A 21,759-nucleotide genomic window follows, 5' to 3' on the forward strand; every position below is an offset into this window, starting at 1 on the left:
CGCCCGGTTACATTCCGAACCCGGAAGCTAAGCCTCACAGCGCCGATGGTACTGCAGGGGGGACCCTGTGGGAGAGTAGGACGCCGCCGAACAATCATTCAAGAGAAGCCCCATCCGGCAAACCGGATGGGGCTTCTCTGTTTTTCGTGCTCCGGGGCCCGCGGCGGCGCCGGTCGGGATCGTACGTGGCCGGATCTCGTTTATCGATCGTTTGCCGTGTGTCAACATGCGCTTGGTGAGATCGGCTGAACGAACACCGACAAGAAGGAGTACGTACCTTGAGCACTCGTCTCAGGCGTGGCACCGGCCGGCGGCTGTTGTCGGCGCTGACCGCAGGGCTGTGCGGGATCCTCGGCGTCACCGCGCTCGGCACGACCCCCGCGGCGGCGGCCGACACGCGTCAGGCGGTCTACGCGATCGCGCACCGGGTGGACACGTTGGACGGTGTGGACGCGGCCCTCAAGCACGGAGCCAACGGGATCGAGATCGACGTCTGTTCCTGGTGGAACCCGAACGAATGGCGTGCCTACCACGACTGTTCCTCGGCCGGTGAGAACCGGCTGGGCCCGAGCTTCGACAGCATGATCGACCGGATCGTCTCCAACGCCAACGCGGGGCGCCGGCTGTCCCTCGTCTGGCTGGACATCAAGGACCCGAACTACTGCGGTGAGCAGCCCAACCGCACCTGCAGCGTCGCCGGCCTGCACGACAAGGCGCAGCGGTTGACGGCGGCCGGGATCCAGGTGATCTACGGCTTCTTCGAGTACCACGGCGGCAACACCCCGGACGTGGGCGGCCGGGGCTGGCAGAGCCTGGCCGGGAAGCTCGGGCCGCTGGAGGGCATGACGACCACCGGGTCCCGGGACAAGATCCAGAGCGCTTACAGCCAGTTCGGCGGTGGCGTCCCGGTGGGTCGCCGGGCGATGGACTACGGCGACTCGGACATCACCAAGGGTTTCGGCAACTGCACCGAGGCCACCTGGAACACCTGCGCGGAGCTGAAGAAGGGCGCGGCGGACCGGGCCGCCGGACGGCTCGCGGCCACGCTGTCGTGGACGACGACCTACAACGACCCGTGGTACGTCGACAAGTTGCTGGGCGACGCCCGGGTGGACGGCATCATCGCGGGTTACGGCGCCTTCACCGGGGTGCGCGAGTACGACGACAGCTGGCAGTGCGCCAACGCGATCTCCATGATCCGCGACTGGGTGAACCACCACAGTGGCACCCACCGCATGGCCAACAGCGGCGACCGGATGTTCCACTGATGGCCCCTCGCTGACCCACGGCGCCGGAACCGGGGACCGTACGCCCTTCCTTCGCGGGGAGCGCGTGCGGTCCCCGGTCGTTCGCGTTCGGCGCCCCGCCGTGACCGTGGAGGGCGCGGGGGATTACCCACCGGCCTCCCACCTGGGAGATCATTCCTCCATGGACACCGAGATCGACACCGAGACCCTCGTACGCACCCGCCGCTCCCTGCACGCCGTGGCCGAACTGGTCCTGGCCGGCCCGCAGTACCGCACCGACGGCACGATCCGGCTCAAGGCGAGTGCGGGCGGGTTCGCCACGTCCGTCGGGGCGGAGCTGCGGGTGGTCGGGGCGGAGCTGGTGGCGCCGGGGCAGGTGCTGTCCCTCGAATGGACCACGTGCGCTGCGCTCGGAGCGGCCCTCGGGCTGCAGCCCGGCGCACCCGCCGGGCTGTACGGGGACGGGGCGGGCCGGGCGGCCGACGACTCGATCGAGGTGGACCCGGCTGCCGCCCACCGGCTGCTGGAGGGCTTCGCGGTCGGCGACGCCGCGCTGCGCGGGCTGTTCCCGGGGTCGGAACCGGTCATCTGGCCCGAGCACTTCGACATCGGTGTGACCGTCGGTGACGTGAACTACGGCGTCTCGCTCGGCGACTCCTACCTCCCGTCGCCGTACGCGTACGTCGGCCCGCACACCCCGCGGGAGGGGGGCTTCTGGAACGCGCCGTTCGGCGCAGCCCGGCCGCTCGGTGAACTCGTGGGCGTCATGGGCGTGATGGCGTTCCTGGAGGAGGGGCACCGGCTGGCCGCCGGTGCCTGACGGGTCCGAAGGCCGTGACCCGAAGGCCGGTGCCCGGGTCGCGGTTCGGGTGGGCAGGAAGTTCCACTCGGGCCGCGGATACCCGGAGAGGGGCTGTGATACCGCTCACGGCTCTATTTCCCGCCGGTGATTTCACGTGCCCTGATTGCCCGATATACCAGTTTCATGGCCCTGCCGATGGCGGATTGACACCGGATTGACGGGCGGTCGGGCCGACCGCCCGTCAGTTCCCGCCACCAGCCGGGATCCGGTCCGTTTGACGTACGCGAAATGCACCCAGTAGCTTTCGGAAAGTTTGTTTGAACTTTGCCAGCTCGGGGGCGTTGGCGATTCCCCGGGCATGTCGATTTACGGGGAGTTGTTTTGCGAATAAGCCGGAGACTGATAGCGCCACTGGCGGCGGCACTGGCCGTTCCCGCACTGGCCACGTTCCCGTCCTCGTCGGCGACGGCGGCGGAGCCGGCCAAGCCTTCCGCGGCCGAGGACTTCTCCTACCCGGGTGCGGCGAAGGTCCTGGCGGACCGGAACATCACGCTCAAGGCGGGCGACGGGCACATCGTGCTCGCCGACTGCGCGTCGGGCCCGGGCCTGGTGGAGCTGTACAGCCGGGCGGCCACTCCGAGCCAGGTCTGTTTCAGGATCACCGGGCCGACGGGGTACCTGTCGCTGGAGATCCCGCAGATCTACAACATCAAGGGCGACGACCACACGATCAAGGCCACGCTGAACACCGCGGGCACCGTCAGCAGCGTCGACGTCAACAAGAACGCGTGGACCCCGGTCGGCGAGGGCGGCACCAGCGGCTCGACCACGCTGCTGGAGCTCAACGCCACCGACGGCCCCTCCACGACGCCCGCGGCCGGGCCCAACCCGGCGATCGGCACCGTCACGGTCGGGCAGCCCGGCCACCCGGGCTCGCGCTCCTGCACCGGCACGCTGATCGCCCCGCAGTGGGTGCTGTCGGCGGCCAGCTGCTTCACCGACAAGCCCGACGACCCGAGCACCGTTCCGGCGGGCATTCCGAAGGCCCAGACCACGGTCACCATCGCCGGTCACGGGTACGACGTCTCCACGCTCGTGCCCCGGAACGACCGCGACGTCATGATGGTCCGTCTGGTCGAGCCCGCCAACGGCGTCACCCCGGTGGCTGTCGCGACGGCCGCGCCGGCCGCGGGCGAGGACCTGCAGGTGCTCGGCTTCGGCCGCACCAAGACCGACTGGCTGCCGGCCCAGTCCCACAGCGCGACGCTGACGGCCGGTGCCGTGGCCTCTGCCAGCGTGGACCTCACCGCCAAGACCGTGGCCGACACCGTCTGCAAGGGCGACGCCGGTGCCCCGGCGGTGCGTGCCAAGAACGGCGGTGTCGAGCTCGCCGCCGTCATCAGCCGTGCCTGGCAGGGCGGTTGCCTCGGTGAGACCGAGACCCGCCAGGGTGCCACCGAGACCCGGGTCGACGACATCGCCGGGTGGATCGCGGACACCCGCGACCACCGGTCCGCGACCGCGAACGAGGTCGGCGGCAGCGGTCGGTTGCGGTTCGCCGACTTCGACGGCGACGGCAGGCCCGACTACGTCACCATCGAGGACGACGGTTCGGTCAACGCGTGGCTCAACCGCGGTGGTGACGGGGCCGGTGGCTGGCAGTCGCTCGGCAAGGTCGCGACCGGTGTCACGACCGACCGCAGCCGGGTCCGGCTGGCGGACTTCGACGGCGACGGCAAGGCCGACTACTGGGTGATCAACCCCGACGGTTCGGTCAACCTGTGGCTCAACCGCGGCGGTGACGCGGCCGGTAGCGCCGGTTGGCTGCCCCTCGGCCGTGTGGCCACCGGTCTGACCACCGACCAGGACCAGGTGCGGTTCGCCGACTTCGACGGCGACGGCAAGGCGGACTACTGGCTGATCAAGCCCGACGGCTCGGTCACCGTCTTCCTCAACCGCGGCGGTGACCTGGCCGGTTCCGGCGGCTGGCAGTCGCTCGGCAGGGTGGCCGTGGGTGTCACGACCGACCGCAGCCGGGTCCGGCTGGCGGACTTCGACGGCGACGGCAAGGCCGACTACTGGGTGATCAACCCCGACGGCTCGGTCAACCTGTGGCTCAACCACGGAGGCGACACGGCCGGTGGCTGGCAGCCCCTCGGCCGCGTCGCGACCGGCCTGACCACCAACCAGAACTCCGTGTACTTCACGGACTTCACGGGCGACGGCAAGGCCGACTACCTCTGGAACCCCGGTGACGGCAGCACTCGTGGGTTCGCCAACAAGGGCGGTGACCCGGCCGGTCCGAGCGGCTGGGCCGACCTCGGCCGGATCGCCAGCGGCGCCTGACCGCAGGGCTGCCCGAGTCCGCGGCGCCCGAGCCCGGGGCGCCCGACTCCGGCGCGGGTGGCGGCCGTTCGCTGCGGTCGTCACCCGCGCCGCCCCACCGGCCGGCCGCTCCCCCCGCCGCACGGCGCGCGGAGCGGCCGGGCCCACCCCGTGCACCACGTACCCCACGGCCGGCCAGAGCGCCGGCCCCGTTCGAAGGCCGTACTCCCTGCCATGAAACCTCGCGTTCCCCGGACGCTGGCGGCACTGCTCGCCGTGACCGGCGTCGGCCTCGGCCTGGCCCCGACCGCCGCTCAGGCCGCCGCTCGGCCCTCGCCTCCACTGATCAAGGTCATGCCGCTCGGCGACTCGATAACCTGGGGGGCCGGCAGCCTCACCGGCGACGGCTACCGCGCGCCGCTGATGGACCTGACCGCGCGCCAGTCCCCCTACGCCATCGACATGGTGGGATCGAACTCCTCCGGTACCCAGGTTGACCCGGACAACGAAGGCCACAGCGGTTACAAGATCCGGCAGATCCGCGACGGCATCGACCAGTGGCTGACCGCGGCCGACCCGGACGTCGTCCTGCTGCACCTGGGGATCAACGACGTCAAGTTCGACAAGACCGACCCGGTCACGGCCGCCACCGCGTTGTCCGAGCTCGTCGACCGCATCTACACCGACAAGCCGCGGGTGACCGTCGTCATCCAGGGCCTGCTCACCGCCACGCCCGGACTCGAGCAGCAGACCGCAGAGTTCAACCGCACGATCGGCGCCCTGGAGGCCGACCGGCAGCGGGCGGGCCGGCACGTCCGTTACGTGGACCCGGCGGACCTCGACCCGGCCCGCGACCTGCCCGACCAGCTGCACCCCAACGACGACGGCTACCGCAAGATGGCCCAGGTCTTCCACACCGCCCTCGACCGCGTCGTCGCCGACGGCTGGGCGCCGCGCCCCTCCGTCCCGCGCGCCGGCACCGAGGCCGGGGACAGCGGCCGGGTGCGCTGGGCCGACTTCGACGGCGACGGCAGGCCCGACTACGTCACCATCGAGGACGACGGTTCGGTCGACGTGTGGCTCAACCACGGAGGCGACCCGGCCGGTTCCGGCGGCTGGCAGTCCCTCGGCCGCGTCGCCACGGGTGTCACGACCGACCGCAGCCGGGTCCGGCTGGCCGACTTCGACGGCGACGGCAGGGCGGACTACTGGGTGGTCAACCCCGACGGTTCGGTCGACGTGTGGCTCAACCGCGGCGGCGACCCGGCCGGTTCCGGCGGCTGGCAGTCCCTCGGCCGTGTGGCCACCGGTCTGACCACCGACCGGGAGCAGGTGCGCTTCGCCGACTTCGACGGCGACGGCAGGGCCGACTACTGGCTGATCAAGCCCGACGGCTCGGTCACCGTCTTCCTCAACCGCGGCGGCGACGTGGCCGGCTCCCGCGGCTGGTACGGCCTCGGTCAGGTGGCCACGGGTGTCACGACCGACCGCAGCCGGGTCCGGCTGGCCGACTTCGACGGCGACGGCAGGGTCGACTACCACGTCGTCAACCCGGACGGCTCCGTCTCCACGTGGCTCAACCGGGGCGGCGACGGCCACGGCGGGTGGCAGTACATCGGCCGGACCGCCACCGGCGTGACCACCGATCACACCAGCGTCCAGCTCGTCGACTTCACCGGCGACACCCACGCCGACTACCTCAGGACCGACCCGGTGGGACACGTCACGGCCTACGCCAACAACGGCGGCGACCCGAGCGGCCCGGACGGTTGGACCGGCCTCGGCCAGATCGCCGGCGGGGCGTGACCGGCGGGGCCTGACCGGCGACGCGTGACCAGGGGGTGGTGGCAGATGCCACCGCCCCCTTCCTCTCGGCCGGAGGCGGGCTCCCCAGGGCCACGGCGCTAGCGCGGGAAGCGGCTGCGGATGGCCCGGGCGGCGTCCGTGCCGTCGAGGAGGCTGTGCAGCAGGGTGGTGAGGGTCTCGACGTCCTCTGCCGTCAGGCGGGCGCCCATCTCGCCGGTGAGGCGGGACGTCGCCTCGCCCAGTTGGGCGGCCAGGGCGCGGCCGGCGTCCGTGAGGTGGATCAGGACGGCCCGCTTGTCCTGCTCGTGCGGGACGCGGCTGACGAGGTCGCGCTGGACCAGGGAGTCGACGAGTCGGCTGGGGCTGCCCTGTTCGCAGACCAGCAGGCGGCCCAGGGCGGCCAGGGTGACCGGCTGGTGGGCGGCCAGGACGTCGAGCACCTCGGCCTGGGCGGGCGTGAGGCCCAGGTGGCGCAGGGCGTCGCCGAGTCTGCGGCTGCCCTCGCGCTGGGCCGCCAGGAGCAGGTAGCGCAGTTCGTCGTGGGTGGCCACGGGTTCTCCTTCGGTGGTGGACCGGTGTGACGGGTGCGGGTGCGGGTGCGGGTGCCAGCCTATCCATGACACGACATGAATGCTGGAACATTGATGCCACAACATTGATGACATGACATCGATGTTGTGTCATTGTTGTGCCTCGTCACAGACGGAAGCCCGCCCATGGGCGGAAGGAGCAGGACCATGCGCACCGATTTCGTCGTTCTCGGCGCCACCGGCGTCACCGGCGGCCTGATCGCCGAGCACCTCGTCCGCCAGGGCGCCACGGTGACCCTGGCCGGCCGGGACACCGACCGGCTGGCGGGGACCGCGACGCGGCTCGGCGGCGGCGCGGGGGCCGTCCTGGCCGTCGACCTCGCGGACCCGCAGTCCGTCGCCGCGGCCGCCCGGGCGGGAAAGGTGCTGGTCAACACCGTCGGCCCGTTCACCCGGCTCGCCCCGGCGGTCGTGTCGGCCTGCCTCGGCGCCGGCACGGCGTACGTCGACCTCGCCAACGAGCGGGCCGCCGTCCGCGCCCTGCTCGACCGGGACGCCGAAGCGCGCGACCGGGGCGTCGCACTGGTCACCGGCGCGGGCTTCGGGCCCGCGGCGACGGAGGCGCTGGTGCTGGGCCTGCTGGCGCGGGTGCCGCACCCGGCGGGCGTGACCGTCGCCTCGGCGGCCAGCAGCGCGTACGACACGGCGGGCGTGCGCAGCACCGTCGCCGAGGCCGTCGCCGACGGCGCCACCACCTACCGGGCCGGCGAACTGGTCCGCTCGCCGCTCGGGGACGGTGCCACAGCGCTCACCTTCGGCGGCGCCGTCCGGACGGTGATCCCGGTGCCGGTCGGTGACCTGGAGGCGGCGCGGGACGCCAGCGGGGCGCCCGACGTCACCGCGTACGCCGTGCCGCGCGGCGGCGCCGGGGACGGCCGCTCGTACGGCTACGCGGAGCTCACCGGTGCGGACGGGCGGCGGCACACGGCCGAGTTGCGCACGGGGGAGGGGTTCGCCTTCACCGCGGCCGTCGCCGCCGAGGCCGCGGCCGTGCTGCTCGGCGGCTCGCGCGCGGGGGCGTGGACGGCGGCGCGGCTGCTCGGCGCCGAGCGCGTCGCCGCCCTGCCCGGCACCACCGTCACGACGGGCCGGTGAGCGCGATGAGTCCTGCTCCGGTCACCACGCCCACCGCACATCGGCTGGGCGACCCGCTGGTCAACTTCTACCTCGTCGACGCCGGCCCGGCCCTGGTGCTGGTCGACGCAGGACTGCCCGCGCACTGGGGCGGGCTGCTGGACGCGCTGGACCGCCTCGGCCGTCCGGTCACCGACATCGCGGCCGTCCTGATCACCCACGGGCACCCCGACCACGTGGGCATCGCCGAGCGGGTCCGGGTGGCGGCCGGGGCGGACGTGTGGGTCCACGAGTCCGACGCGCCGATCCTGGCCGAGCCGCGGCGTCTCACCAAGGTGTGGCAGCCCGAGCGTTCGATCCTCGGTTACGCCGCCCGCCGCCCGAGCGCTCTGCGGGCGCCGCTGCACCTGGCCCGCGGGGGAGCGCTCCGCACGCCGGCCGTCCGGGAGTTCCGCACCTTCACCGACGACACCCGGCTCGACGTCCCCGGCGGCCCGTCGGCCGTGCACACGCCGGGCCACACGCACGGCAGCACCAGCTACCTGTTCCCGGACGCCTCGCTCGCCTTCACCGGCGACGCGCTGGTCACGAAGGACTCCGTCGCCGGGCACGTCGGGCCGTGCGTGATCTGCCGGGCCTTCACCCAGGACAGCGGGGCGGCGCTGGCCTCCCTGGAGAAGATCGCCGAGCACGAGATCGCCACCGTCCTCCCGGGCCACGGTGAGCCGTGGCGGGACGGCCTGGCGGAGGCGGCGCGACGGGCGGTGGCCGGCGGGATCCGGTAGCGGGGCCGACGGTTATTCGCGCCGGCGAGGGGACGTACGGCGCCCGGCCGGGCCACTATGGGAGGGGGCCGGTCGGCCGAATGGGGTAATCGCGATGGGCGTGGCACGGCAGGCGTCCTCCGAGGGCGCCGGGACGGCGGCGGGGCCGGGCCTGGAGGCCGTCGGGCAGGCCCTGCGGTCGGTGCCGGAGCGGCTCGGCGCGCACCTCGGCGGGGTCTACCTGCTGTCGGAGGACCGGCAGGTGCTCGAACTGGCCATGACGCTGGGGGCCGTCCGGCAGTTCACCAGGCCGTGGCAGCACGTCGGCATGACCGCGCCGATCCCGGTGGCCGACGCGGTGCGCAGCGGCCGGACCGTGTGGGTGGCCGGCGCGGAGGAGCTGGCGCGCCGGTACCCGAGGGTCGCGGTCGCGATGCCGTACGCGTTCTGCCTGGCCGCCGTGCCGCTGGTCGCGCGCGGGACGACGTACGGCGCCCTGTTCGTGCTGTGGCCCGCCGCGCACGCCCCCGAGCTGTCGCCCTGGGAGCGCGACGCGCTCGACGCGCTCGCCGGGCGCCTGGCCCAGGTGCTGGCCGGGGCCGCCGACGCCGGGCGGCCGGTCCGGTCGGGCCCGCGGCCGGCGGTGGCGGAGCGGCGTCCGGTCGAGCCGGTCGCGGCGATGGCGGCAAGGCTCCCGGAGGGCGTCTGCGCGCTGGACCTGGACGGCCGGCTGGCCGCCGTCACCCCGCTCGCCGCCGAGCTGCTCGGCGAGCCGGTCGAGCGGCTGCTGGGCCGGCGGCCGTGGGCGGTGCTGCCGTGGCTGCGCGATCCGGTGTACGAGTACCACTGCCGGGCGGCGGTGATCAGCGGGCAGTCGGCGGCGTTCGTCGCCGTCCGGCCGCCGGACCGCCGGCTGTCGTTCGAGCTGTTCCCGGACCCGACCGGCCTCACCGTCCGGATCGCCCCGATCACCGCCCTCGCCACCGGTCACAGGGAGCGGCCCGCGGGCACGGCGGCCGAGCCGGCGGTGCACACCCGGCCCGGCGCGCTGTACCACCTGCTCCACCTGGCCAGTGCGCTCACCGAGGCGATCGGCGTGCAGGACGTCGTGACCATGGTCGCCGAGCAGATCGTGCCGGCCTTCGGCGGTCGGGCGGTGGCGGTGCTGCTGGCGGAGGGCGGCCGGCTGCGCATCGCGGGCCACCGCGGTTACCCGCCCGGCCTGGTCGACAAGTTCGACGGGACCCCGCTGACCGAGCCGACGCCCGGCGTCCGGGCCTCCACCCACGCCGTGCCGGCCTACTTCGAGAGCCGCACGGAGCTGGAGCGGCTCTACCCGGGCCGCCACGAGACGCAGGACGGGATGGCCGCGTGGGCCTACCTGCCGCTGGTGACCTCGCGCCGGCTGATCGGCACCTGCGTGCTGGCCTTCGCCGAGCCGCACCGCTTCGACCTGGAGGAGCGGGCCGTCCTCACCTCCCTCGGCGGCCTGATCGCCCAGGCGCTGGACCGCGCCCGGCTGTACGACACCAAGCTCGGCCTCGCCCACGGCCTCCAGGAGAGCCTGCTGCCCCGGGCGCTGCCCTCCGTGCCGGGTCTGGACGTCCGCGCGCGCTACCTGCCGGCCACCGAGGGCATGGACGTCGGCGGCGACTTCTACGACCTCCTCCGGGTCGGGCCCGACGACGTCGCCGTCGTCATCGGCGACGTCCAGGGCCACAACGTCAACGCCGCCGCGCTGATGGGCCAGGTCCGCACCGCCGTGCGCGCCTTCGCGTCCGCCGACGCCGACCCGGGCACCGTGCTGTGCCGCACCAACCGCCTGCTGGCCGACCTGGACACGGCGCTGCTGGCCAGCTGCGCCTACCTGCGCATCGACCTGGCCCGGCGGGAGGCGCGGCTGGCCGACGCCGGGCACCCGGTGCCGCTGCTGTACCGGCCGGACGGCCGGGCGGAGGTGCTGGAGCCGGACATCGGGATGGTGCTGAACGTCGACCCGGCCGCGGAGTACCCGCAGATCCTGGTCCCCCTGCCGATCGGCACGACGCTGGTCCTGTACACCGACGGTCTCGTCGACACCCCCGGGGCCGATCCGGACCAGGCGCTGGCCGGCCTCGTCGCGACGCTGGCCCGGCGTGGCGACGAGCCGCTCGACCGGCTGGCCGACGCGCTGATCGAACGGGCCGGGCACGGAGAGCACCGCACCGACGACGTGGCGCTGCTGCTGATCCGGTCCGTTCCCCGCTGAGCCCATGAGCGCGTCCGTCCGACGTTTCCGCCCCCGCCCGGGGCGGGATCATGGGGGTATGGCCGCGGACCAGGGCCCCACGCCCCGGCTGCCCCCGCGCCGAACGGGTGGCCGCCGGGAGCGACGACACCCGAATCCGGTACCCCGGGAGCCGTCGTCGCGGCGCCCGCGGTCGGTGCTGGGGATCCACAGCGTCGCCGGCCAGATGTTCATCATGCAGGTGCTGATCGTCCTGTTGCTCGTGGTGGTGGCCGTCGTGGCGCTGCTGGTGCAGTCCCGCAGCGACCGGTTCGACGCGGCGCGCGACCGTTCGCTCGCCGCGGCCGAGGCCTTCGCCCACAGCCCCGGCCTGGTGGCGACGATGGAGGGGCCGAACCCCAGCGCCGTCCTCCAGCCGCTGACCGAGGAGGCCCGCAAGGCCGCCGGCGTCGACTTCATCGTGGTCACCGACCGCAACGGCATCCGCTACACCCATCCGAAGCCGGAGCTGATCGGCAAGAAGTTCGTCGGCACCATCGGGCCGTCCCTGGAGGGCAAGGTCACCGTCGAGCAGGTGCACGGACCCCTCGGCCTGGAGTACCAGGTCGTCGTCCCGGTGGAGGACGCCAACGGCGCGGTCGTCGGCATCGTGTCCTCCGGGATGAAGGTCGCCAACGTGAGCAGCGCGATCGACCGCCAGCTGCCGGTCGTCCTCGGAGCCGGCGCTGTCGCGCTCGGCGTCGCCACGGCCGGGACGGCGCTGGTGGGCCGACGTCTCCTGCGACAGACCCACGGCCTGGGGCCGGAGGAGATGACGCGGATGTACGAGCACCACGACGCTGTGCTGCACGCGGTGCGCGAGGGCGTGGTGATCGTCAGCGGGGACGGCCGGATCCTGCTCGCCAACGACGAGGCGCGGCGGCTGCTCGACCTGCCCGCCGACGCGGAGGGGCGCGCCGTCAGGGACCTCGGCCTCGCCGCGCGCACCGCCGAACTGCTGGTCTCCGGCCGCGAGGTGAGCGACGAGGTGCTTCCCGTCGGCGAGCGCCTGCTGGCTGTCAACACCCGGCCCACCGACAGCGGGGACGGCCTCTCCGGCAGCGTCACCACGCTGCGTGACTCCACCGAGCTGCGCGCCCTCGCCGGGCGGGCCGAGACCGCCCGAGGCCGGCTCCGGCTGCTCTACGACGCGAGTGTGGCCATCGGCACGACGCTGGACGTGCGGCACACCGCGCAGGAGCTCGCCGGCATGGCCGTCCGGGAGTTCTGCGACTACGCCACCGTGGACCTCGCCGAGGAGGTCCTGAGCGGCGAGGAACCGCGGACCCTGGCGGTCGGCGCCCCGGTGGAACTGCAGCGGGTCGCGCTCGACGGGATCCGGGACGACTCGCCGCTCTACCAGCAGGGGGAACGGGTCCGGTGGGCCGGGAGCACCCCGCAGGCGGAGGGTTTCGTCAGCGGGCGTTCAGCGCTCGTCGCGGAACTGGCGGGCGATGTCGGCTGGCGCCGGCAGGACACCGAACGCACCCAGGCGGTGCTGGAGTTCGGTCTGGGCTCGCTGATCGCCGTGCCGCTGACGGCGCGGGGCGTGCTGATGGGGGTCGCGTGCTTCTGGCGAGCCCGGGACCGGGGCCCGTTCGAGGAGGACGACCTGTCGCTGGCCGAGGAGCTGACCGCCCGGGCCGCCGTGGCCGTCGACAACGCCCGCCGTTTCACCCGCGAGCACACGATGGCCGTCACCCTCCAGCACAGCCTGCTGCCGCAGGCCCTGCCCGAGCAGAGCGCGGTGGAACTCTGCTACCGGTACCTGCCGGCGCAGGCGGGAGTCGGCGGCGACTGGTTCGACGTGATCCCGTTGCCGGGCGCCCGGGTCGCGCTGGTCGTCGGCGACGTGGTCGGCCACGGGCTGCACGCCGCCGCGACCATGGGCCGGCTGCGCACCGCCGTCCAGAACTTCTCCACCCTCGATCTGCCGCCGGACGAGCTCCTCGGGCACCTGGACGAGCTGGTCACCCACATCGACCAGGAGACGGCCGATTCCGACGGGGAGCACGCGATCACCGGCGCGACGTGCCTGTACTGCATCTACGACCCGACGACCGCGACCTGCGCCATGGCCCGGGCCGGGCACCCGCCGCCCGCGCTCGTCCACCCGGACGGCACGGTGGAAGTGCCCGTCCTGCCCGCCGGTCCGCCGCTCGGCCTGGGCGGGATGCCCTTCGAGGCCACCGAGTTGCGGCTGAACGCGGGCAGCGCCCTGGTGCTCTACACCGATGGTCTCATCGAGGACCGCACCCGCGACATCGGGGTCGGCCTGGACCTCCTCACGGCCGCCCTCGCCCATCCCGTCCGAGCGCCCCAGGAGGTCTGCACCGCCGTGCTCGACGCGCTGCTTCCCGAGCAGCAGACCGACGACATCGCGCTCCTCGTCGCCCGCACCCGTGTGCTGGCGCCGGACCGGGCGGCCGGGTGGGAGGTGGCGGCGACGCCCGAGGCGGTGGCGCAGGTCCGGGCCGAGGCCACCCGGCGGCTCACCGGCTGGGGCCTGGACGACGCCGTCTTCGTCACCGAGCTGGTGCTCAGCGAGCTGGTGACCAACGCCATCCGGTACGGGACCGCACCGATCCGGGTGCGGCTGCTGTACGACCGCACGCTGATCTGCGAGGTCTCCGACTCCAGCAGCACCTCCCCGCACCTGCGCTACGCGGCCGACGAGGACGAGGGCGGGCGCGGCCTGTACCTGGTGGCCCGGCTCACGGACCGCTGGGGCGTGCGCTACACCACCGAGGGAAAGATCATCTGGGCCGAGCAGTTCCTGCAATCCAACCGCCAAGGCCAGGAAAAGCCCTGGTAAAGTTCGTGGTCGTGCCGCGGCGGAGGAGCCGCGGCGAGGCGCGAACGGGGGGATCGCAGCCCATGGCTGACGAGATGGTCCGGCTGGCTCAGAGGTTCGTCAACACGACCTACGGCAACGGTGCCACGCTAGGGATTTCGAAGCTGGAGGAGGACGGTCGCACCGGCTGGACGGTGATGTACGCGCTGACCCGTGCGCTCCAGTACGAGATGGGCATCACCTCCCTCTCGAACTCCTTCGGCCCGACCACGCTGTCGACGCTGCAGGCCAAGTACCCGAAGCTGGACGAGACGACCGTCCCGTCCGCGAACTTCTGCCGGATCCTGCAGGCCGCCCTGTACTGCAAGGGCTACGACGGCGGCGAGATCGACGGCACGTACAACGGCCGGGTCAAGGCGGCGGTCGCCAAGCTCAAGCTCCACATGGGCCTCGACGGGGTGTTCCCGGGCAGCGCGCTCGAACCCAAGGTCGTCAAGGGCCTGCTCAACATGGACGCCTACGTCACCGTCGGCGACGGGACGGACGGCATCCGGGCCATCCAGCGCTGGCTGAACGGCCGTTACGTCAATCGCAGGGACTTCTTCGTGATCCCCTGCGACGGGCACCACTCGCGGGACGTCGCCAAGTCGATGCTGTTCGCGATCCAGTACGAGGTCGGCATGGCCGACGGCACCGCCAACGGCGCGTTCGGGCCCGGCACCCAGGCGGGGCTCAAGAGCCACACCGTCTCGGTCGGCGCCACCGGCACCTGGCCGATGCTGTTCACGGCGGCGATGGTCCTCAACCGGCGGGACGTCGCGTTCGGCGACTTCACGGCCGCCGTGAAGAGCGGGGTCGAGGCGTTCCAGGCCTTCGTCAAGCTGCCGGTCACCGGCGTCGGCGACTTCCAGACCTGGGCCTCGCTGCTCGTCTCCTACGGCGACCAGAGCCGGCGCGGCAGCGCCTGCGACGGCGTCACCAAGGTCACCCCGGCCCGCGCGCAGGCCCTCAGGGACGCCGGCTACCAGTACGTCGGCCGGTACCTGTCCAACCCGTCGACCACCAGCCTGCCGGAGAAGCAGATCCAGCCCGGCGAGCTGGACACCATCAAGCAGTACGGGCTGCGCTGCTTCCCGATCTACCAGACGTGGAGCCGGTCGGCCGACTACTTCAGCTACAACCAGGGCACCAACGACGCGTTCCGCGCGATCGAGTGGGCGCGCTTCCACGGCTTCAAGGCCGGCACGACGATCTACTTCGCGGTCGACTACGACGCCATGGACGGCGAGGTCAGCAGCTACGTCATCCCGCACTTCCGCGGCGTGCACCACACCGTGAGCGAGAACTCGTCCTACCAGGTCGGCGTCTACGGGCCGCGCAACGTGTGCCAGCGCGTGGCCGACGCGGGCTTCGCCCGGACGAGCTTCGTCTCCGACATGTCCAGCGGCTTCTCCGGCAACCTCGGCTACCCGATGCCGAGCAACTGGGCGTTCGACCAGATCGCCACCGTCACCGTGGGCAGCGGTGCGTCGGCCATCGAGATCGACACCGACATCGCCTCCGGACGGGACACCGGCCAGGGCGACTTCGACCCCGGCGCCGGCACCGTCGCCGGGCTCGACACCGACCTCGACAAGACCGCCTACCGCGACGCCATGCTGCGCGACGTGCAGGGCTACCTCACCTCGATCGGCGTCCCGGAGACCGGCGGCGACGGCTGGACGGACAAGGACTGGGCCACCCTCGGCGGCGTCTCCACCACCAAGGCCTTCGACCTCGTGCTCAGCGCCGACTGGCTGTTCACCGCGCTGGCCCGCGAGTTCAGGCTGCGCAAGGCGCTGATCCAGGCCCCCGTGCTGTGGGAGCTGCGCAAGCTCAACGCGCTCGACTTCGCCGCCGACGCCGCGGTCCGCAACGGCCTCAAGGACGACTGCAGCACCGGCTGGGGCCAGATCTTCGCCCGGATCGCCATCGAGGCCCGCAACCACTGCCTGAGCGAGGGCCTGATCAACGGGACGAAGCTCACCGAGGCCGACCTGCGGGCGGTCTGGGACAACCTCCAGGACCCGGCCTACAACATCCGCTCGGTCACCTACCTGACGATCTACAACTCCCGCCAGCTCGGCATCGCCCGGCCCGGCCTGACCACCAGCCCGGCCGACACCCAGGCGCTGCTCGCCCGCTACAACGGCCTGGGCGACGCGGCGCAGCAGTACGGCCGCGAGCTGATCGGGCTGTACAACGTGCTGGAGAACTACAACCTGCTGTCGCGCAGCAAGTGAGTCCGGGGCACGAGCACATGCGCACGTACTCGCCGGCCGCCGCCGCGGTGAACCTCCTGCTGGGTCTGCCCGCCGTCGTGCCGGTCTGGCTGCTCTGGTACTTCGCCGCCAACTGGCCGCTCGCCGCCCTGGGTTGGACCACGCGGGAGCCGACGGAGAACGACGGCGTCCTGCCGATGCTGCTGGTCCTGGTCCCGGTGGTGGGGGTGTTCACGCTGCTGTGGTGGCTCGCCAACCGGGCCGTGCGGCGGCGGACGGCCCCGGGCGGGGGGCGGGCGTACTGGCCGGTGAGCGCGCTGCTGCTGCTCGTGCCCACACTCGTGCTGATCGTCGTTCTGTAGAAGACAGCGTTCCAGGACATAGGGGGACACAAGGAAATGGAAGACGTGCAGATCGGATTCACGCGGCGGGCCGCGGTCAAGGGTGCCGCCGCCGTCGGCGCGGCCACGGCCCTGGGCGCGCTGCTCCCCGGCACCGCCACGGCAGCGCCGTCGAAGGGGACGGCCGAGCCGGGCGTCCCGGCGAAGAAGCTCCCGACCAGCGCCAACGGCTGGACGATCGAGAAGGAGGCGAACCACGTCTCCACCGTCTGGACCCGCCCGGTGGCCGGTACCGGCCTCACCGTCGACATCCGGATCGGCGACGCGGAGGAGATCCTCGTCCACGTGATCCGGCGCTTCCACTACGAGGTGGAGGAGCTCCCGAGCGGCGACCTGCTCGGCTGGCAGGCGATCGGCGGCCTGCGCGCGGGCGCTCCGGAGTCGAACCTCGCGTCCGGCACCGCGGTGCGCATCCGCCCCGGCGCCTCGGCGAAGGGCGGGCTCTTCGCCTACCAGGAGCTGGTGCTGCGGGACATCCTCGCCGAGTGCGAGGGCGTCGTGCGCTGGGGCGGGGACGACGAGGAGGTGGACGAGTCGCTGTTCTACCTCGTCCCCGGCCCGGAGGACCGCCGGGTGCGGCAGCTCGCCGACCGCCTGCGCGGCTGGGGCGCCCGTCCCGGCGAGGGGGCGGGCACCCCGGTGGACGTGCTCGCCCCGGCCCGCCGCGGTGAGGCCGACCGGCTCGCCCGGGCGCAGCGAGCGTCCTGACGCACCGTCGGGATCGCTGAAGGGCGCCCGGCCCGCCGTCGCGCAGGGGCGACGGCGGGCCGGGATCCGCTTACCAGAACTGCTGGTTGGTCCATCCGTTGCAGTCCCACAGCTGGACCTTCATCCCGTTGTGGTAGCCGCCGGATATGTCCGCGTCGAGGCACTTGTTGTTGTAGGCGCTCTTGATCGTGTAGCCGTCGATGATCCAGGTCTCGTTCGGGGCGGTCCAGGTGTGGCAGGGCTGGAGGAGCACCGGCATCCCGTTGTAGCTCCCGTGGCTGATGTCGGCGCTCATGCAGTAGTTGTTGCGGTCGTTGAAGATGTGGTTGTTCACCGTGTACCAGAACTGGTTGCGCCAGCCGTTGCAGTCCCAGAGCTGGACCTTCATCCCCGGGACGTGGTCGCCGTTGGCGACGTCCCCGTCCATGCACTTGCCGTTGACGTAGAAGGGCGCGTGGTCGCGGTCCTCCTTCATCTGCTGGATCCAGTTGGAGAACGCGGCGACCCGGGTGTAGGTGCCGGGGTAACCCGCCTGGTCGCAGCCGTTGTTGCCGCCGCCGGAGATGATCCCGATGACCCAGCCGTTGCGGATCAGCGGACCGCCGCTGTCGCCGTTGCAGGCGTCGTGCTTGGCGTCGCCGGCGCAGATCATCTGGCCGACCCGGAACAGCGAGCCGTACGGGCGGGTGCACGCCGAGTCCGGCAGGATCGGCACCATCGACGAGTTGAGGCTCTCCTTGATGCCGCCGTGCATGTCGACGTTCTCCGGCGACCAGCCCAGGATCAGGCCGTTCCCGCTGAGGGTCTCGTCGGCCGGGATGTGTGCGAACGGGATCGTCGGCACGCCGACCATCGGGTTGTTGAGGGTCACCACCGCGACGTCGCCCTGGTGGATGTCGTACTTCTTCGAGTCGCCGCTCTCCTGGTCGGGGGAGAACTGGGGGCTGATGTCGATCCGGCCGATGGTGTAGTTGGTGCCGCCCTCCAGGATGGTCGTCTGGCCCTGGACGACGACGGAGTGGTCCAGCTTGCCCTGGTACTCCCGGCCGCAGTGGCCGGCCGTCAGGACCTTGTCCGGGGCGATCAGCACGCCGCCGCAGCTGTAGCTGAAGAGCGAGTACTTGCTGGTGTCCCGGAAGTGGACCATCCACGGGTACTGCCCCGTCGTGGCCGGTCCGCCGCCGGTGACCGCCGACGCGGGGGTCGCGATCCCGGCGAAGGCCAGCGTCAGCAGCATCGAGACGGCGACCACTGCTGCCCGGAGTGCCCTCCGTGCGAGGGAGTTCGGCGCTTGCGTCGTGGTGATCACCGGCAGTACCCCCCGGAGTACTCGGACGCCGGGAAGACCGGCACCAGGGACTTGACCTTCACGCACTTGTGGTCGCTGTTGGCGTTCCACGCCACCCGGGAGATGTTCCCGGCGACCATGGCGCCGATCAGGTTGAACGGCGGCGGGGCGAACGCGAACATGGCCGCGGTGAAGCCCGCGTCGGAGGCCATGTGCGAGGTCTCGTTGCGGTTGAAGTACACCGTGCCGGTGATCCAGCCCCAGGTGTAGTGCGGGTCGGCCACGACCGGGAACGCCGCGCCGCGGGTGTCGACGTGCTGGGTGACGGTGTCACCGTCGACCGTGTAACGGGTCGGCAGCGCACGGCCGTTGGCGTCGTACGCCCACGGCGCGCTGATCCGGCTGTCGGCCCGGCCGGTCGTCCGGTCGACCAGCAGGACGCCGCCGAGCGGATCGGCGACCAGCCGGCCGTCGAAGCCGTCGACGGTGAAGCTCACGTCGGTCGCGGCGCGCGCGGTGCGGAGCACGAAGACGTGCGAGACGGCGGTGGTGTCGGTGATGACGGCGCTGTCGGTGTCCGGCAGCGCGTCGGGCGACACCGACACCTGCGAACGGACCTGCGAGGCCGCGCCCTTGGCGCCCTTCAGCGCGATCCGGGCGGGCGCCTGTGACTGCTCGGCCGCCGCCCCGGCCCTGGTCGGAGCGTGCCCGGTGGCGGGCAACAGGCCCTGGACGTGCCCGAGTTCGGCGAGCACCCGCTGCGTGGCGGGCGTCGCCGCGTCGGCCGGCTGGGCCAGTGCGAGGCCCGCGAGTCCGACCACGCCGGCGACACCCGCCGCCAGCGCGGACTTGATGCGTTTCACGATTCCCCCTGGTCTTCCTGGATCTCCTGGATGTCCTGGTCTTCGGTGTGCGGTGGTGCCCCGGGCGCCTCGGGCACGGCGGGTGCCGCAGGTCTTGCGGGCCCAAGGGGTCCTTGGGATCCTTCGCGTACCGCCGGGTGCCGGCTTCCGGGCGGACACGAGTCTTGGCCCGGCGGGGTCGGCGGTCCATGGCGTGGTCCCTGCGTTCGGCCTGCGTTCCCCGCGCCACGCCCTGGCATGGCTCATGCCATAGTTGGCGGCGGCATCTCGGCGGGGGCGATGGGGGTTGTCGTGCGTTTCGGGGACATGGTGCGCGAATACCGGCTGCGCCTCGGGTGGACCCAGGAGGGCCTCGCCGAACGGTCGGGCGTCTCCACGCACGCGATCGGCATGCTGGAGGCTGGGCGGCGCAACCCCCGGCTGAAGTCGGTCGCCGCGCTCGCCGACGCGCTGGGACTGGCCGACGGCGACCGGGCCGAGCTGATCGCCGCGGCCCGTGCGGAGCCGGCCGGGCGCCGGACGGACGCCGGTGCCGGCGAGCCACGCCCGGCAGCCGTCCGGGCTCCCGCTCAACTCCCGGCGGACCTGCCGGACTTCACCAGCCGCACGGCGGCGCTGGACTCCGTTCGGCACGCGCTCGACCGCGACGGCGCCGCCGGGCGGACCCCGGTGCTCGTGGTCACCGGCCCCGGCGGGATCGGCAAGACCAGCCTCGCCGTGCACGCCGCACACGCGCACCGGGACCGCTACCCCGACGGCCAGCTGTTCGCCAACCTGCGCGGCGCCGGCCAGGCACCCGTACCGGCCGCCGAGGTCGCCGCGCGGCTCCTGCGGGCGCTCGGCGTGAGCCCCACCGACGTCCCCCCGGCGCTCGACGAACGCGCCGCCCTCTACCGGAGCCTGCTGACCGGACGGCGGGTCCTGATCGTGCTCGACGACGTGCTCGACGGTGCCCAGATCCGGCCCGTGCTCCCGGCCAGCAGCGGCTGCGCGGTGCTGCTCACCAGCCGCAGCCGGCTGCCCGAACTCGACTGCCTGGAGCGGATCGAGCTCGCCGCGTTCACCGACACCGAGGCCAGGGACCTGCTCGGCCGCATCGCCGGCCCCGCCGTGCTGTCCTCGGAACCGGACGCGACCACCGACCTGCTCGCCCACTGCGCCGGCCTGCCGCTCGCGCTGCGCATCACGGGCAGCCGGCTCGTCACCGAACCCGGCCGCACGGTGCGGATGCTCGCCGAGCGGCTCGCCGACGCACGCGGACGGCTGGACGAACTCCGGGTCGGCGACCGCGCGGTGCGGGTCAGCTTCGAGGCCAGCTACGCCCACCTCACCCCCGACCAGGCCGCCGCGTTCCGGCTGCTGGCCCTGGTGCCCGGTCGGTCGGTCGGAGTGCCGGCCGCCGCCGCGTTGCTGGACCGCGACCCGGCGCCCAGCGAACGGCTCCTCGCCGAACTGACCGCCCACCACCTGCTCCAGGCGCCCGAGCCCGGTCGTTACGGCTTCCACGACCTCATCCGGCTGTACGCCCAGGAGTGCGCCCGTACCGAGGACGCCCCGGCCGGGCGGCTCGCCGCCGAACGGCGCCTCGCCCTCTGGTACCTGCACGCCTCCCGCGGGGCCGGGATGCTCCTCGTGCCGCACGCCCGTCTCGCCCCCGCCGCACCGCCCCCGCCCGGCCTGCCGCTGCCGGACTTCGGCGGCGCCGAGGCGGCCATGGCCTGGTACGAGGCCGAACGCGCCAACCTCGTCGACCTCGTGCGGCATGCCGCGGGCCGGGACGACGACCCGCTGTGCTGGCAACTCGCCCACAGCCTCTGGCCGTTCTTCACCCTGCGCAAGTACTGGGGGGACTGGAACAGCGCCACCGAGCTCGCCCTCGGCCACGCCCGCCGCTCGGCGGACCGCACCGGCGAGGCCCTCATGCTCGTCCAGGCCGGCACCCTCGCCCACGCCCAGGGTGACTACCGCGGGGCGATCACCCGCTACCGGCTCGCCGACGGCCTCCTCGGCGACGGCGACCCGGAGGCCACCGCCATGATCGAGGCCAATCTGGGCGTCAGCCACCGCCAGCTCCAGGACTACGAGACGGCCATCGGCCACCTCACCCGCGCCGCCGACGCCTTCCGCGCCGCGGGCGACCGCTACGGCGAGGCCGTCTGCCTCCTCAACCTGATCCCCGCCTACCGCGTCCTCGGCCGGCACGAACCCGCCCTCGTCAACTGTCGCCTCGCCCTGGCCGCCTTCCAGGCGCTCGGCTCCCGCTACGGCGAGGGGCACGCCCTGCACGTCACCGCCCAAGTCCTCCAGGACACCGGCGACTTCGCGAGGGCCCTGGACCTGGCCGGGCAGGCCGTGGCGATCCGCGAGGACATCGGCGACCGCGACGGCACCGCATCCGCGCTGGAACAGCTCGGCATCATCCGCCACCGCCTCGGCCAGGCCTCGGCCGCCGCCGAGGCGTGGCGCCGCAGCCTCGCGCTCTACGAGGAACTCGGCTCCCCGAAGGCCGAGAACGTCCGGCGGCTCCTGACGAAGGGCTGAGCCGACGGGGCCTCGGGGCGGCCCCTCGC

The 21,759-nt window shown here is 72.9% G+C and carries 15 protein-coding genes and 1 rRNA gene; 13 read left to right on the top strand and 3 right to left on the bottom strand.

The features are described from left to right. From rrf to AB0C76_RS29050, 5 genes are all read left to right on the top strand, one after another. Positions 1–92 (top strand): 5S ribosomal RNA (gene rrf, locus AB0C76_RS29030); the annotation flags it as partial. 186 nt (positions 93–278) lie between these two features. Next, on the top strand, positions 279–1,268 hold the full coding sequence (locus AB0C76_RS29035) for a phospholipase (protein WP_359971253.1): 990 nt from the start codon (positions 279–281) through the stop codon (positions 1,266–1,268). Between the two features lie 160 nt (positions 1,269–1,428). Further along, positions 1,429–2,067 (top strand): hypothetical protein, encoded by a 639-nt coding sequence (locus tag AB0C76_RS29040; RefSeq protein WP_359971255.1) that lies wholly within the window; start codon positions 1,429–1,431, stop codon positions 2,065–2,067. A gap of 363 nt (positions 2,068–2,430) precedes the next feature. Continuing rightward, positions 2,431–4,395, top strand: a complete 1,965-nt coding sequence (locus AB0C76_RS29045; RefSeq protein ID WP_359971257.1) for an FG-GAP-like repeat-containing protein — start codon at positions 2,431–2,433, stop codon at positions 4,393–4,395. Between the two features lie 213 nt (positions 4,396–4,608). Then, positions 4,609–6,180, top strand: a complete 1,572-nt coding sequence (locus tag AB0C76_RS29050) for an FG-GAP-like repeat-containing protein (protein ID WP_359971259.1) — start codon at positions 4,609–4,611, stop codon at positions 6,178–6,180. 98 nt (positions 6,181–6,278) lie between these two features. Here the strand turns inward: AB0C76_RS29050 and AB0C76_RS29055 are convergent, their stop codons facing one another. Beyond that, on the bottom strand, positions 6,279–6,731 hold the full coding sequence (locus AB0C76_RS29055; RefSeq protein WP_359971261.1) for a MarR family transcriptional regulator: 453 nt from the start codon (positions 6,729–6,731) through the stop codon (positions 6,279–6,281). A gap of 186 nt (positions 6,732–6,917) precedes the next feature. Between AB0C76_RS29055 and AB0C76_RS29060 the strand changes: the two genes are divergently transcribed. The 7 genes from AB0C76_RS29060 (at position 6,918) to AB0C76_RS29090 (ending at position 17,038) form a co-directional block, all read left to right on the top strand. Beyond that, entirely contained in the window at positions 6,918–7,865 is a 948-nt protein-coding gene (locus AB0C76_RS29060) for a saccharopine dehydrogenase NADP-binding domain-containing protein (RefSeq protein WP_359971262.1), read from the top strand. Positions 7,866–7,870: 5 nt separating this feature from the next. Further along, positions 7,871–8,629: an MBL fold metallo-hydrolase gene (locus AB0C76_RS29065; protein ID WP_359971264.1), complete on the top strand. Its 759-nt coding sequence runs from the start codon at positions 7,871–7,873 to the stop codon at positions 8,627–8,629. 94 nt (positions 8,630–8,723) lie between these two features. Beyond that, positions 8,724–10,856: a SpoIIE family protein phosphatase gene (locus AB0C76_RS29070; RefSeq protein WP_359971265.1), complete on the top strand. Its 2,133-nt coding sequence runs from the start codon at positions 8,724–8,726 to the stop codon at positions 10,854–10,856. A 205-nt stretch (positions 10,857–11,061) separates the two neighbouring features. Continuing rightward, complete coding sequence (locus AB0C76_RS29075; protein WP_359971367.1) at positions 11,062–13,689, top strand: SpoIIE family protein phosphatase; 2,628 nt, start codon at positions 11,062–11,064, stop codon at positions 13,687–13,689. 62 nt (positions 13,690–13,751) lie between these two features. Continuing rightward, on the top strand, positions 13,752–15,950 hold the full coding sequence (locus AB0C76_RS29080) for a glycoside hydrolase domain-containing protein (protein ID WP_359971267.1): 2,199 nt from the start codon (positions 13,752–13,754) through the stop codon (positions 15,948–15,950). Positions 15,951–15,967: 17 nt separating this feature from the next. Then, a complete protein-coding gene (locus AB0C76_RS29085; RefSeq protein ID WP_359971268.1) occupies positions 15,968–16,291 on the top strand; it encodes a hypothetical protein in 324 nt (107 codons plus the stop codon). Between the two features lie 45 nt (positions 16,292–16,336). Then, complete coding sequence (locus tag AB0C76_RS29090) at positions 16,337–17,038, top strand: hypothetical protein (RefSeq protein WP_359971270.1); 702 nt, start codon at positions 16,337–16,339, stop codon at positions 17,036–17,038. A 70-nt stretch (positions 17,039–17,108) separates the two neighbouring features. On the opposite strand, the gene AB0C76_RS29095 is transcribed toward AB0C76_RS29090, so the two are convergent. Then, the gene (locus AB0C76_RS29095) at positions 17,109–18,347 is read right to left on the bottom strand and encodes a trypsin-like serine protease (protein WP_359971271.1); all 1,239 of its coding nucleotides are present in this window, start codon (positions 18,345–18,347) and stop codon (positions 17,109–17,111) included. Further along, positions 18,344–19,189 carry a hypothetical protein gene (locus AB0C76_RS29100; RefSeq protein WP_359971273.1) on the bottom strand — a complete coding sequence of 282 codons (846 nt, stop codon included), beginning with the start codon at positions 19,187–19,189 and terminating at the stop codon, positions 18,344–18,346. Before AB0C76_RS29100 ends, AB0C76_RS29095 begins: the two co-directional genes overlap by 4 nt. A gap of 291 nt (positions 19,190–19,480) precedes the next feature. Between AB0C76_RS29100 and AB0C76_RS29105 the strand changes: the two genes are divergently transcribed. Beyond that, the gene (locus tag AB0C76_RS29105) at positions 19,481–21,730 is read left to right on the top strand and encodes a tetratricopeptide repeat protein (protein ID WP_359971275.1); all 2,250 of its coding nucleotides are present in this window, start codon (positions 19,481–19,483) and stop codon (positions 21,728–21,730) included. The last annotated feature ends 29 nt before the right edge of the window (positions 21,731–21,759 follow it).

Origin of the sequence: Kitasatospora sp. NPDC048722 (assembly GCF_040650235.1) — a bacterium.
Lineage (GTDB): Bacteria > Actinomycetota > Actinomycetes > Streptomycetales > Streptomycetaceae > Kitasatospora.

What these genes read in the sequence shown, in the direction of transcription:
- AB0C76_RS29075 (WP_359971367.1), top strand. Translation starts at nt 11,062, where the DNA reads ATGTTCATCATGCAGGTGCTGATCGTCCTGTTGCTCGTGGTGGTGGCC.
- AB0C76_RS29065 (WP_359971264.1), top strand. Translation starts at nt 7,871, where the DNA reads ATGAGTCCTGCTCCGGTCACCACGCCCACCGCACATCGGCTGGGCGAC.
- AB0C76_RS29080 (WP_359971267.1), top strand. Translation starts at nt 13,752, where the DNA reads ATGGCTGACGAGATGGTCCGGCTGGCTCAGAGGTTCGTCAACACGACC.
- AB0C76_RS29070 (WP_359971265.1), top strand. Translation starts at nt 8,724, where the DNA reads ATGGGCGTGGCACGGCAGGCGTCCTCCGAGGGCGCCGGGACGGCGGCG.
- AB0C76_RS29060 (WP_359971262.1), top strand. Translation starts at nt 6,918, where the DNA reads ATGCGCACCGATTTCGTCGTTCTCGGCGCCACCGGCGTCACCGGCGGC.
- AB0C76_RS29050 (WP_359971259.1), top strand. Translation starts at nt 4,609, where the DNA reads ATGAAACCTCGCGTTCCCCGGACGCTGGCGGCACTGCTCGCCGTGACC.
- AB0C76_RS29040 (WP_359971255.1), top strand. Translation starts at nt 1,429, where the DNA reads ATGGACACCGAGATCGACACCGAGACCCTCGTACGCACCCGCCGCTCC.
- AB0C76_RS29085 (WP_359971268.1), top strand. Translation starts at nt 15,968, where the DNA reads ATGCGCACGTACTCGCCGGCCGCCGCCGCGGTGAACCTCCTGCTGGGT.